This is a genomic window from Arthrobacter sp. NPDC057009 (assembly GCF_042673905.1).
Lineage (GTDB): Bacteria > Actinomycetota > Actinomycetes > Actinomycetales > Micrococcaceae > Arthrobacter.
Genome location: NZ_JBHUSB010000006.1, coordinates 17,067 through 29,271, shown reverse-complemented (window position 1 = coordinate 29,271; position 12,205 = coordinate 17,067). Strand labels below are relative to the sequence as shown.

Genomic DNA, 12,205 nt, shown 5'->3' with positions numbered 1-12,205 from the left:
TAAGGAGCGGCATGCCCGAGCACCAAGCCTCTTCCCGCGCTCCCGGATGGAACAGCGCTCCCCGATGGAACAGCGGCCCCGGCCTGGCATTCGGCGGTGACTACAATCCCGAGCAGTGGCCGGCTGACGTGCGGCGGGAGGACATCGGCCTCATGAAGGAGGCCGGCGTAACCCTCCTCAGCGTGGCCATCTTTTCCTGGGCGCTCCTGGAGCCCCGCGAAGGGGAGTACGACTTCGGCTGGCTGGACGAGGTGCTGGACAGCCTGGCCGGCGCCGGCATCAAGGTTGCCCTCGCCACGGCGACGGCCGCTCCCCCGGCCTGGCTGGTGCGGAGGCATCCGGGGGTCCTGCCGGTAACCGCCGAGGGCACCGTCCTGGAACGTGGATCCCGGCGGCACTACTCGCCGTCGTCCGCTGCTTACCGCCGGTACGCCACGGGCATCACCCGGAAGCTGGCCGAACGGTACAAGGACCACCCGGCCCTGGCGCTGTGGCACGTGGACAACGAGCTGGGCTGCCACGTGTCAGAGTTTTACGGCGACGAGGACGCCGCGGCGTTCCGGCGCTGGCTGGAGCAGCGCTATGGCAGCATCGAGGCGCTGAACGAGGCGTGGGGCACGGCTTTCTGGTCCCAGCACTATGAGTCATTCCAGGAGATCATTCCGCCCCGGGCCGCCCCCGCCATCCTCAACCCGACGCAGCGGCTGGACTTCCAGCGGTTCAGCTCCTGGGCGCTGCTGGACTACTACCGCTGCCTGCTGGCCGTGATCCGGGAAGTGACCCCGGACGTTCCGGCCACCACCAACCTCATGGTGTCCAGCGCCACCAAGTCCCTGGACTACTTCGACTGGGCCAGGGCCCTGGACGTGGTGGCCAACGACCACTACCTGGTGGCCGCTGATCCGGAGCGGGAAATCGAACTGGCGTTCAGCGCGGACCTGACGCGGGGCATTGCGGGCAACCGGCCATGGATCCTGATGGAGCATTCGGCGTCGGCCGTGAACTGGCAGCCGCGCAACCAGCCGAAGATGCCCGGCGAGATGCTGCGCAATTCGCTGGCGCACGTGGCCCGCGGCGCCGACGCCGTCATGTTCTTCCAGTGGCGGCAGAGCGTTGCCGGCGCCGAGAAATTCCACTCGGCCATGGTGCCGCACGGCGGCCGGGACACCCGGGTGTGGCGGGAAGTGGTGGCCCTGGGTGAAGCCCTTGGCAAACTCGGGGCAGTCAAGGGCTCCACCGTGGAATCCCGGGTGGCCATTGTCTTCGACTACGAGGCGTGGTGGGCCGGCGAACTGGACTCGCACCCGAGCGTGGACGTGAAGTACCTCGACCTGATGCGCGAATTCCACCGTTCGCTGTTCCTGCGCGGCGTCGGCGTGGACTTCGTGCATCCCACAGCGGACCTCACCGGCTACGGCCTGGTGCTGGTCTGCACGCTGTACTGCGTCACTGACACCGCCGCGGCCAACATCGCGGGCGCCGCCGAAGCCGGTGCCACGGTGCTGGTCAGCTACTTCAGCGGCATCGTCGACGAACGCGACCACGTCCGGCTGGGCGGCTACCCGGGCGCCTTCCGCGAACTGCTGGGAATCCGGACGGAGGAGTTCCACCCGCTGCTCGAGGATTACCAGGTTGCCCTGAGCGACGGCACCACGGGCAGGATCTGGAGCGAACACGTGCACGCCGAGGGCGCAGAAACCCTGGCCACCTTCACCGGCTACCCGCTCGCCGGCGTTCCGGCACTCACCAGAAGGACCACCGGCAGCGGCGCGGCCTGGTATCTGGCAACTCTCCCCGACCGGGACGGCATCGAAAACCTCCTGGACAAGCTCCTGGCCGAAGCGGGAGTGGCAGCCGTCGCGGAGGCCGCTGCCGGCGTCGAGCTCACCCGGCGCGTCTCCTCCGACGGGCGCCGCTTCCTTTTCGCCATCAACCACGGCCGGGCGGATGCGGCGGTGAAGGCCGACGGCGAGGACCTGTTGGGCAGCGGACGTTTCGCCGGCTTCGTGCCCGGCGGAGGGGTGGCGGTGATCGCCGAGGACTGAAGGTGCCGCGGCCACGCAGAAACCCCGGACCGCCTCCCTTGAGAGACTGCCCGGGGTTTCTTTGAGTGGAGCTAGCTGCTGATGGCCGACGTCATCTCGTCCACCGCCTTCTTGCCCGCTTCATCTGCCGAGAGCCTGTTGAACAGCACTTCCGAGGTGTAGCGCTTGATGATCTCCTGGATGGCACCTGCACCCTTCGGCGGCGGGGCAGGAGCCTCACCGAGTTCGGTCTTGATCTGGTCGATGAACTTCACGACCTTGACGTCCGCGGGGGTCAGCTTGGAGGAGATCGCCGCGCGGACATCGGTGTTCGGGTAGACACCGCGGTCGGCCAGGAGCGCTTCGCCTGCCTTGGCGTCGTTCGCGAGGAAGTTGATGAACTTGGCCACTTCCTCGGGGTGCTTGGTCCTGGAGGATGCCGACCAGAACTGCGAGGCCTTGTACCAGAGCTGGGCATCCGCAGCGGAGCCGGTCTTGGTGGGGAACCTCAAAATCTTCAGTTCTGAGCCGGCGGCCTTTTCCAGGGCGGGAAGCTGGTTGGACCACCAGAAGGCGAGCCCGTTCTTGCCCGTTGCGAGCCCGCTCTGGTCCAGGGGCGCTGCTTCAGCCTCAACAACCTCCGACGCCGAAGGAACTGCCTTGCCCTCACTCATCTGTTTAAGGAAGGCCCACCAGGCGGCAATGTCTGCCGGTTCGAAGCCGAGCTTGCCGTCTTCGGTGTAGAGGGACTTTCCGTTCTGCCGTAGCCACACCCCGAGGGATGCCTCATCGGTCCCGTAGGCGGCCGCCCCGTAGGTTCCCTTCGGGGACTTCGCCGTCACCTCGGCGGAGATCCGTTCGAAGTCTTCCCACGTCCAGGTCGCGTCGTCGGGCAATGCCACACCTGCAGCCTTGAACACGGCTGGGTTCGCAAGGATGGTGGCTGCATTGATGCCAGCCGGGATGCCCGTCAGGCCGTCGTCGCTCTGGCCCGCTTTGAGGGTGGCCTCGTCGAGCTTGGACGTGTCGATGCCGTACTTCGAGAAGTCAAGCAGCGCTCCGCGGCTGGAGTACTCGGTGATGTACTTCTCGTCCATCTGGATGATGTCGGGGGCGTCATTGGCAGCCACCTGCGTGGCCAGCTTGTCCCAGTAACCGCTCCAGTCGCCATACTCCGGCTTGATCTTGATGTTCGGGTTCTCGGCTTCGAAGGCCTTGATGGCTTCCTGGGTCACCTGTGCCCGCTTGTCGCTGCCCCACCAGGAGAAACGGAGTTCAACCTTTCCATCGGCGCTCTGGGCGGGGGATCCCCCGCCGCACGCGCTGAGTGCAAGGACGACGGCGGCTGCCGCAGCAACCGCTCCCGCCTTTCGAAGGCTTCGGGGGGTCTTGGAGGATGCCTTGGGCCGGTCGGCCCCGGCACCGGGGGCCGACTTGGGGAACAGTTTCACAGTTCACTCCGATCTTCTTTGATCCTGAAAGGTGAGGAAAACGCTTTCCAACTAATGTTATAAGTAACCAACTTGTATTACAAGAGATGCCGCCGACTGATACCGGAGCCTGGCACTGGATAAGACCGCTCGCGCCTACTTGATGCCGGTCGTGGCGATTCCCCTGATGAGGAACCTTTGCCCGAAAAGGAAAACCAGGAACACGGGCAGAAGGGAAACGATGGACATGGCGAAGAGCGAGCCCCAACTGGTGGCGGACTGTGAATCCACGAACGCCCGCAGCGCGACGGGAACGGTGAACATGTCGGGGTCCGTCAGGTAGATGAGGGCTCCGAAGAAGTCGTTCCAGGTCCAGATGAAGGTAAAGATGGTGGTGGTGGCCAGCGCGGGGACCATCAGCGGCAGAATCACGCGCAGGAAGATCCGCGGATGGCCGGCGCCGTCGATCCTTGCGGCCTCATCCAGTTCCCTGGGAATGCCGCGGATGAACTGGACCATGAGGAACACGAAGAACGCGTCTGTTGCCAGGAGTTTCGGCACGATGAGCGGCCAGAAGGTGTTCACCCAGCCGATCTGCGAGAACAGGATGTACTGCGGGACAATCACCACGTGGAACGGCAGCATGATGGTGAGCAGCATGATGCCGAAGAAGATCTTCTGCCCTGTGAACTGGAGCCTCGCGAATGCGTAAGCAGCCATGGAGCAGGAGATCAGGTTGCCCAGGATGGATCCGAGCACAACCACCGCGGAATTGATCATGTAGTGGCCGAACGGGTGGGTCAGCGCCGACCACCCGTCGGTGTAGTTGCCCATTTCGAGGCTGTTGAGCCACAGGCCGGGCTCGCGGAAGATGAGCTCATTGGAACGCAGCGAGGAAACAACCATCCACAGCAGCGGATAGATCATGACTCCGCCGGTGACGATCAGGATCGCGTGCTTGATCAGTGCCTTGGACCGCGCCTGGCGGCTAAAGGCCAGGGTGCCGGGCGATTCACGGTTTTTGCGTGGCCGTCGGGGGTTCGTTGGCTTGCCGGCCGGAGCTTTCTTGCTCGGGGCGGGCAGCGTCTCCAGCTTAGTCGTCATAGAAAACCCAATACTTTGCAGCGATGAAGTTGATGGCGGTGAAGGCACCGATGATGACCAGCAGGAACCAGGCCATGGCGGAGGCGTATCCCATATCGAACTGGCCGAAGCCCTTTTGGTAGAGGTAAAGCGTGAAGAACATGGTCGAATCCGAAGGGCCGCCGTTGCCGCCGGAGACGATGAACGCCTGGGTGAACGACTGGAAGGATCCGATGATCTGCAGCACAAGGTTGAAGAAGATGATGGGGCTCAGGAGCGGAAGCGTGATGCGCCAGAACCGCTGGAGCTTGGTGGCCCCGTCCACCTCGGCGGCTTCGTAGTACATGTTGGGTATCTGGCGCAGGCCGGCCAGGAAGATGATCATCGGAGCACCGAACGTCCAGACGTGGAGCAGGATGATCGACCCCAGCGCCGTGCTCGGGTCCGAGATCCACCCCGGCCCCTCGACGCCGGCAAGGGCAAGCACTTGGTTCACCAGGCCCGTGGTACCGAAGATCTGCTTCCACAGGATCGCGATGGCCACCGAGCCGCCCAGCAGCGACGGCAAGTAGAAGATCGAGCGGTAGAACGGCAGGCCGCGCAGGCCTTTGTCGAGCACCAGGGCGATCAGCAGGGCAACCGCCAGCTGCAGCGGAACACCGACGAGCACGTACGTAAACGTCACACCGAGCGAATTGTGCAGCCTCGCATCGGTGAACATCCGCTGAAAGTTCTCCAGGCCTACCCACTCCGGGGCCTGAATCAGGTTGTAGTCGGTGAAAGAGAGATACAGCGACATAAGCATGGGACCGACCGTGATGGCCACCAGTCCCACCAGCCAGGGCAGCAGGAAGATATAGGCGGCCTTGTTGTCGCGGCCGTTTGCCTTCTTCTCTTCGGCAGTCTTCGGCCCCTTTCGGCGTGAGAGGGACGTGAGTTCGGTGATGGCACTCACGGGGCACACCTCGCTCGCTGCGGCTTGGGTATGTTTTGAGCGGCCATGCGGTCTCCTTTGGTCATCGTGGCCATTCCCGCGGGGGCGGTCCGTCCCGGGAAGTCCCAGGGCCGCTCTTTGCCGCGGTTTTAAGCTTCGGTCAAGTGGAGGACTTTGTGCCCTTCGTCACTTTTGCGGAGCGGTCGGTACAACGGTAAACGCTTTCCAAGATGATGTACAGATTATTTCGGAACTTTTGGAAAACGCTTTCCTCTGCTGGGCGAACGGAGCAGGTCCCGCACCAAAATGATCGCAAGCCAGCCCGCAAACACGAGCCAGAAAACGTTTTCTCGGATACGATGCTAGTGCTTCCGTTTCCTCCCTGTCCAGCAGTTACTTACCGGCAAGGATCAACCGCATGTCACAATCTTCCGCTTACGCTCCCTCCCCTACTGATGTACGCCCAAGGCCACAGAACCCAGTGCCCCGGATCGCCCTCGTCGGCGTGCACGGTTTCGGCGCCCGGCACCTGGCCAACCTGGCTCGCCTGCAGGCCGCCGGAATGCTCGACTTCGTGGCTGTAGCGGACCCCCGCCCTCCCGGTAAGGGAGTCCTGAAGGAATCCGTGGCCGTTTTCGAGACTCTCGATCACCTCCTTCGGGCCGGAACCGCCCCGGATGTGGTCATCCTGGCTACCCCCATCCAGACGCATGTTCCCCTCGCCGTGGCTGCCATATCTGCAGGCGCGGACGTGTATGTTGAGAAGCCTCCGGCGGCGTCCCTGCAGCAGTTCCGGGAACTGCTGCAGGCCGCCGAGTCAGCAGGGCGCCTCGTCCAGGTTGGCTTCCAAAGCCTGGGATCTGATGCGCTGCCCGCCATCCGGCGGCTCATCGCGAACGGCGAAATCGGTGACGTGCTGGGACTCGGCGCCAAGGGAACCTGGCTCAGGACGCGGGGCTACTTCAAGCGCTCACGGTGGGCCGGCAAGCGGGCAATCAATGGAACCGATGTTGTTGACGGCGTCGCCACCAACGCGTTGGCACACGCCGTTGTGACGGGTCTCAGCGTCGCCGCTGCCCGAACCCTTGATGATGTGGCCGGTGTGGACACCGATCTCTACCGTGCCCACCCAACTGAAAGCGACGACACGTCAGTAGTCAGGGTGCGCACTTCCGCGGGACAGGTTCTCACGTGCGCGCTGACCCTTTGCGCTGCCCGGCAGACACGTCCGTCCGTAACTGTCTTCGGCACGGCAGGCAAGGCAGAGCTCTTCTACACCGAGGATGAACTGGTGGTGCGCACTGCCCACGGCGAGCGCCGGGAAGTATTCGAGCGCGTGGACCTGCTGGAGAATCTGCTGGAAGTGCGCGCCTCGGGCGGAGAGCTGCTCAGCCCGCTGTCCGGCTCGGGAGCCTTTATGGCTGTGCTCGAAGCAATCCGCACGGCACCCTCACCCCGGCAGATCGACAACAAGTACATCACGTGGGAAGGCAGCGGTGATGATGCCCATGCGGTCGTGGAGGGAATCGCTGAACTGACAAACCGGGCCCTCCTCGCCCAGGCAACGTTCTCGGAACTCGGCGCACCATGGGCCAAACTGCTGGAGACGGCAGCCACTTGCAACGTCGGTGGACGCGAAGTAGCAAGCCATCAGGACGGCAGCCGCATCCGCCCCAGCTCATCCCCGCGGCCTTACCTGCATCCTGTCCGGACTCTTGCCGGCACCGTGGTGACCGACCACCAGCCCACCGATCATGTATGGCATCTTGGCGCCGGCGTGGCAATCCAGGACGTTGCCGGCGTGAACTTCTGGGGCGGTCGGACTTATACGCGCGAGGCCGGCGGGTACGTGTGGCGTGACGACCACGGCCGCATCGAAATAACGGATACAACCGAGTCCCCCGGGGCCCTGGTTCAGTCACTGCGCTGGTTCGGACCCGACGGTACGCCGCTGCTGACCGAACAGCGGCGCTGGCGGTATGACGCCGTCGGCCCGTCCGTGTGGCGGCTGCGCCTCGACTCTGAACTTGCACCCGCAGGACCGGAGCCCGTGCCGCTTGGCAGCCCGGGCTCCAACGGCCGGGAAAACGGCGGCTATGGTGGCTTCTTCTGGCGCCTGCCGCCTGTTACCGGCGCGCGCATTTGGACGGCTGCGGCCGCAGGCGAGGAGGCCGTGCACGGAAGCGTGGCGCCGTGGCTGGCATGCAGCGGCGTGTTCGGGCCAGCCGGAATGTCCGAAACAGAAGGGGCAGCCACCCTCGTGTTCCTCGCCGCTCCGCAGGCACCGGATCCATGGTTCGTGCGGCTGGCCGGCTACCCGGGCGTCGGGCTGTCGCTCGCCTGGGACAGGCCTGTCCTCGCAAGCCGGGACAAACCGGTCCGGCGCACCGTCACGGTCCTGATCGCCGACGGCATCCTGAGCACCACAGACGTCTCACGGCTCACTGACTCTTTGGGGGAAACCGCATGAACGTTCCTGCAACCGCCCTGAATGAAACCGCCCTGTCTGGAACCGCGCCGGCCAGAGCTATGCTGCCCGCGGCACCGTCAGCCCCCGCGGATATCAGCCTGCCCGGAAACCCGGACGACCGGGCCGCCAAACGGCAACGCGTCCTCGACATACTGGACGCCAAGGGCCACGATTCCGTGCTCCTGACCAGCCACACCGCCCTTACCTGGTACCTCGACGGCAGCCGCGTGCACATCAGCCTGGCCGGAGACCCGATAGCCGCCCTTCTCGTGGACCGCACCGGCGACCACCTCATCACCTTCAGCAACGAGGCGGAACGCCTCGCCGCCGAAGAGCTGCCGCCCGGCGTCGGACTTCACATGGTTCCGTGGCACGGACAGTTGGCCCACGCTGCCGGTGCACTGGCCGGAGCCGGCGTACCGCTGGCGGAGAAGTCCGTGGCAGCTGAGCTGCGGGCGGCGCGGCAGTCCATGCTGCCCGGTGAGAGTGCGCGGTATGCGCGGCTGTGCGCCGATGCCGCCGGCGCCATGACCGAGGTCCTGTCCGGGGCAACGCCGGACACCACGGAGTTCGAGATCGCTTCCGCCCTGGCGGCCCGGATCGTCGCGGCCGGTGCCGAGCCGCTGGTCCTGCTGTGCAGCGGCAGTTCACGCAGCGCGTTCCGGCACCCGCTCGCCAAGCATGCGCCCCTGGGGCGGCGGGCGATGGCCGTGGTCTGCGCCCGGCGGCACGGCCTGGTGGCAAACCTGACCAGGTGGGTGCGGTTCGACGCCGGCACTCCGGACGAGCGGGACGCCGAGGCCCGCATCGCGGCAGTTGAAGCGGATGTTTTCGCGGCCACGGTCCCGGGCGCCCGGCTCAGCGGCATCTTCGCCGAGATCCAGGCAGCCTACACCCGGCACGGCTTCGGGGCCGACCAGTGGACGCGGCACCACCAGGGCGGGCCGGCCGGGTACGCGGGACGTGATCCCCGTGCCACTCCCGCAACCGACGACCCCGTGGTGCCCAACCAGACCTTCACCTGGAATCCTTCCGGCCCTGGCGTCAAGATCGAGGACACGGTCCAGCTGACCCTGGCTGGCAAAAACGTGCTGACACTGGATCCGCGGTGGCCGTCGGCGGACGTCAACGGACTCCCCCGGCCGCTGACGCTGCAGCTGTAGCCGTAAACAGCAGAGGGCGTTCCCGGATCCGGGAACGCCCTCTTCTTGTTAGGTGGATGGAGAGTTACGAGAGCCGGAACGCAGGGTCCGCCGGCAGGTCGAAGGCGCGGTCCCGCGGTTCGGGTGCGAGTCCGGCGGTGAAGCTGAACCCAAGGCCCGGCCGGTCCTCGCTATAGAGGCGGCTGTCGCGGATCCGGACCGGTGACGGGTCGGCCAGGATGCCCAGCTGTTCGAAGGACGCGTCCTCCACGTCCTCCACGCTGACAGCCTCGGCGAGGGTCAGGGCCAGCTGGCCGGACAGCTCCGGCAGCAGGTGCGGCGCCACCCGGGTGCTGTTGGCGCGGGCCAGCTCGACGATGCGCCGGAACGGCGTAATGCCGCCCACGCGGACGACGTTGGGCTGGATGATGTCCACCGCTTCGGCCTCGATGAAGTCGCGGAAACGGTAGATGGTGTGGACGTTCTCACCCAGGGCGATGGGCACCGGCGACTGCTTCCGCAGGCGGCGGTAGGCCGAAAGGTCGTCGGCGCGCAGCGGTTCCTCCAGCCAGTCCAGGCCGAACTGGCCCAGCACGTCCAGGGCGCGGAGGGCAGCGGGCAGGTCCCAGCGCTGGTTCGCGTCGATCATCAGCCGGCGATCGGGACCGAGCACTGACCGGACCGCCGCCACCCGTTCGGCGTCCTCGGCGAGGTCCTGCTTGCCCACCTTGATCTTTACGGCCTGGTGGCCGGCCGCCACCCACCGTTCGGTCTGCGCCACGAGTTCGTCCAGGGTGTAGTGCAGGTTCACGCCGGAGCCGTAGACCTCCACTGATTCGTGCCGCTGGCCCAGCAGCCCGGCCACTGACGACCCCGCGTTGCGGGCCGCCAGGTCCCATAGGGCGAGGTCGACGCCGGCCATCGCGATGGTGGTCAGCCCGCCCCCGCCTGCCTCATGCAGGCGCTTCCAGAGCTGGTCCCAGACCACTTCCGGCTTCGCGTCCAGACCGGTGATGAACGAGGCGATGTCGTGGTCAAGGAGGGCCTTGACCGCCTGCGGCCCGATGGTGGGGGTCCAGGAAAAACCGTGCCCCGCGCCGCCGTCATCGGTAAAAAGGCTGGTGGCAATGATGTGGTTCTCGGGCGCCTCCGCTCCCCAGCTGCGCCGCAGCGGCACCGTGATCAGGCGCGTGTGCAGCCCCGTGATCCTGACCGGCATCAGCGGCCGGCCAGTTCGTGGCCCTTGGCCAGGATCGCCTTGAGCTCCACGAGCTGCTCTTCGGTGGGGTCCACCAGCGGGGGCCGCACCGGCCCGACCGCCAGGCCGTTGAGCCGCAGCCCGGCCTTGATAAGGGAGACACCGAAGCCCGGCGTCTGGTCCCGCAGGCGGACCAGGGGCGCATAGAAGCCGTCGAGCAGGGCCTGCCGGCGGTCCTCGTCGCCGCTGGCGTAGGCGTCGTAGTAGGCCATGGCGATTTCCGGTGCCATGGCGAAGGCGGCCGAGGAGTACAGCGGGATGCCGAGTCCGCGGTAGGCGCCCTGGGTCAGTTCGGCGGTCAAGAGCCCGTTGAAGAGCAGGAAGTCCTCGCGTCCTCTGGCTTTGACGGCGGAGACGATCTCCTGGGCCAATCCGACGTCGCCGATGCCGTCCTTGAAGCCGATCACCTTGGGGTTGCCGGCGAGCCGGGCGATGGCCTTGGCCGTGAATTTGGCCGTGCCGCGGTGGTACACGATCACCGGAAGGCTGCTCGCCCCGGCCACCGCCTCGATGTAGGCCACCACTCCGTCGGTGGGTCCGGTGACCAGGTACGGCGGCAGGACCAGCAGGGCGTCGGCACCCGACTCCTCGGCCGCACGGGCCGCGGCAAGGGCATGGCCCAGGGGTCCCCCGGCGCCGGCGATGACTGGCACCTGCCCGTTGACGGTTTCGACGGCGGCGGCCACCACGGTGCGCACCTCGTCGATGCTCAGGGCATGGAACTCACCGGTTCCGCACGCCGGGAACACTCCTCCCGGACGGTGCTCCAGGCGCGAGGCGATGTGCTGCCTCAGGACTTCTACGTCCACTGCGCCGTCGGCGCCGAAAGGGGTGACGGGAAAGAAGAGTACGCCGTCGAGTTTCATTTGGTCTCCTGTGGTGTGGGTGATCCTGTGCTGGCTGATGCTGCGGCGGCGCCGACCAAGGTTTCCTCTTCACTGATTTCACCGGCAACCCCCAGCTCGCTGCGCCACGTGCGTTTCGGTTCCCAGCCGAGCAGCCGCCTGGCTTTGGCGATGGAAAAGGCGGGGCTGGTGCCCGTAAGTCCGGCGGCAAGCTCGGCGCTGCCCGTCAAGAACCGGGGCAGCAGCGTGGCCAGCGGTTCGGTGGCCAGCGCGTCGGCCGCGCCCACGAAGAACGTCTCGCCGTTGGGGATGGTGTCCATGTTCCGCAGGAGCACGTCCAGGAAGTCGGCCACGTCACGGGCGTCCACGTAGTTGAAGAGGGCCGGTGCGGACAGCGCCGGGTCGGCGAGCCTTTCGCGGACCGTGTGCCCCTGCTGCGTGGGGGCACCGTCCCATTCTTCCGGCGAGATGACGTAGCACGGCCGGAAGGCAGCGTAGCGGATCCGGCTGCCTTGGGCGGCGGCGAACATCTGCACCGTCTGCTCGGCGATCAGCTTGGACAAGGCGTAGGCGTTCCAGGGCCGGGGCGTCGTGTCCTCGTCCACCGGAAAGGACTCCGGCAACCAGCCGGCCGGGGAGCCGTAGCCCAGCACAGTGGGGCTGCTGGCCGTGACAATCTTGCCGATCCCGAGTTCTGTGGCCGCGCTGACCACCGTGAACGCGAGACGGGTGTTCGTGCTGAGGATGACCTCCTCGGGTGCACTGAAAGGCACGGCAATAGCAGCGAGGTGGACGACGGCGTCGGGCGCTGTGCGTTCCAGGAGGCGGAACGCCTCACCGGGGGCCAGCAGGTCCGCGGTTTCCTGTTCGACGCCTGCCGGGAACGTGCCGGCCGGAACGGCGTCCCGGTCCGCCGAGATGACGTTGTGGCCCGCCCCGGCAAGGCCGGCGACCACGCTGCGGCCCAGGCGTCCGGCGCCGCCGGTGACAAGGATTCTGCTCATGGGTGTTCTTGTCCT

The 12,205-nt window shown here is 66.3% G+C and carries 9 protein-coding genes; 3 read left to right on the top strand and 6 right to left on the bottom strand.

Annotated elements, in window-relative coordinates; translation table 11 throughout:
• Positions 1–11 precede the first annotated feature (11 nt).
• Positions 12–2,045, top strand: a complete 2,034-nt coding sequence (locus ACFTR6_RS08070; protein ID WP_377957514.1) for a beta-galactosidase — start codon at positions 12–14, stop codon at positions 2,043–2,045.
• A gap of 71 nt (positions 2,046–2,116) precedes the next feature.
• Here the strand turns inward: ACFTR6_RS08070 and ACFTR6_RS08065 are convergent, their stop codons facing one another.
• The 3 genes from ACFTR6_RS08065 to ACFTR6_RS08055 all read right to left on the bottom strand — a co-directional run bounded on the left by ACFTR6_RS08065 (position 2,117) and on the right by ACFTR6_RS08055 (position 5,492).
• Positions 2,117–3,475, bottom strand: coding sequence for an ABC transporter substrate-binding protein (locus tag ACFTR6_RS08065; protein WP_377957513.1), 1,359 nt, complete (start codon positions 3,473–3,475; stop codon positions 2,117–2,119).
• A 135-nt stretch (positions 3,476–3,610) separates the two neighbouring features.
• Positions 3,611–4,558 (bottom strand): carbohydrate ABC transporter permease, encoded by a 948-nt coding sequence (locus ACFTR6_RS08060; protein WP_377957512.1) that lies wholly within the window; start codon positions 4,556–4,558, stop codon positions 3,611–3,613.
• The gene (locus ACFTR6_RS08055) at positions 4,548–5,492 is read right to left on the bottom strand and encodes a carbohydrate ABC transporter permease (RefSeq protein ID WP_377957511.1); all 945 of its coding nucleotides are present in this window, start codon (positions 5,490–5,492) and stop codon (positions 4,548–4,550) included. The genes ACFTR6_RS08060 and ACFTR6_RS08055 overlap by 11 nt, the downstream gene beginning before the upstream one ends.
• A gap of 397 nt (positions 5,493–5,889) precedes the next feature.
• Between ACFTR6_RS08055 and ACFTR6_RS08050 the strand changes: the two genes are divergently transcribed.
• Positions 5,890–7,941, top strand: coding sequence for a DUF6807 family protein (locus ACFTR6_RS08050; protein WP_377957510.1), 2,052 nt, complete (start codon positions 5,890–5,892; stop codon positions 7,939–7,941).
• A gap of 59 nt (positions 7,942–8,000) precedes the next feature.
• Positions 8,001–9,104, top strand: a complete 1,104-nt coding sequence (locus ACFTR6_RS08045; protein ID WP_377957665.1) for a M24 family metallopeptidase — start codon at positions 8,001–8,003, stop codon at positions 9,102–9,104.
• Between the two features lie 64 nt (positions 9,105–9,168).
• On the opposite strand, the gene ACFTR6_RS08040 is transcribed toward ACFTR6_RS08045, so the two are convergent.
• From ACFTR6_RS08040 to ACFTR6_RS08030, 3 genes are read right to left on the bottom strand one after another with little or no spacing between them, the layout of a single operon-like run.
• Positions 9,169–10,302, bottom strand: a complete 1,134-nt coding sequence (locus ACFTR6_RS08040) for a mandelate racemase/muconate lactonizing enzyme family protein (protein ID WP_377957509.1) — start codon at positions 10,300–10,302, stop codon at positions 9,169–9,171.
• Complete coding sequence (locus tag ACFTR6_RS08035) at positions 10,302–11,207, bottom strand: 5-dehydro-4-deoxyglucarate dehydratase (protein WP_377957508.1); 906 nt, start codon at positions 11,205–11,207, stop codon at positions 10,302–10,304. Before ACFTR6_RS08035 ends, ACFTR6_RS08040 begins: the two co-directional genes overlap by 1 nt.
• Positions 11,204–12,190, bottom strand: a complete 987-nt coding sequence (locus tag ACFTR6_RS08030; RefSeq protein ID WP_076800492.1) for an NAD(P)-dependent oxidoreductase — start codon at positions 12,188–12,190, stop codon at positions 11,204–11,206. Before ACFTR6_RS08030 ends, ACFTR6_RS08035 begins: the two co-directional genes overlap by 4 nt.
• Positions 12,191–12,205 lie beyond the last annotated feature (15 nt).

Coding starts and splice junctions, on each gene's coding strand:
- ACFTR6_RS08070 (WP_377957514.1), top strand. CDS start 12: ATGCCCGAGCACCAAGCCTCTTCCCGCGCTCCCGGATGGAACAGCGCT.
- ACFTR6_RS08060 (WP_377957512.1), bottom strand. CDS start 4,558: ATGACGACTAAGCTGGAGACGCTGCCCGCCCCGAGCAAGAAAGCTCCG.
- ACFTR6_RS08050 (WP_377957510.1), top strand. CDS start 5,890: ATGTCACAATCTTCCGCTTACGCTCCCTCCCCTACTGATGTACGCCCA.
- ACFTR6_RS08045 (WP_377957665.1), top strand. CDS start 8,001: ATGCTGCCCGCGGCACCGTCAGCCCCCGCGGATATCAGCCTGCCCGGA.
- ACFTR6_RS08040 (WP_377957509.1), bottom strand. CDS start 10,302: ATGCCGGTCAGGATCACGGGGCTGCACACGCGCCTGATCACGGTGCCG.
- ACFTR6_RS08035 (WP_377957508.1), bottom strand. CDS start 11,207: ATGAAACTCGACGGCGTACTCTTCTTTCCCGTCACCCCTTTCGGCGCC.
- ACFTR6_RS08030 (WP_076800492.1), bottom strand. CDS start 12,190: ATGAGCAGAATCCTTGTCACCGGCGGCGCCGGACGCCTGGGCCGCAGC.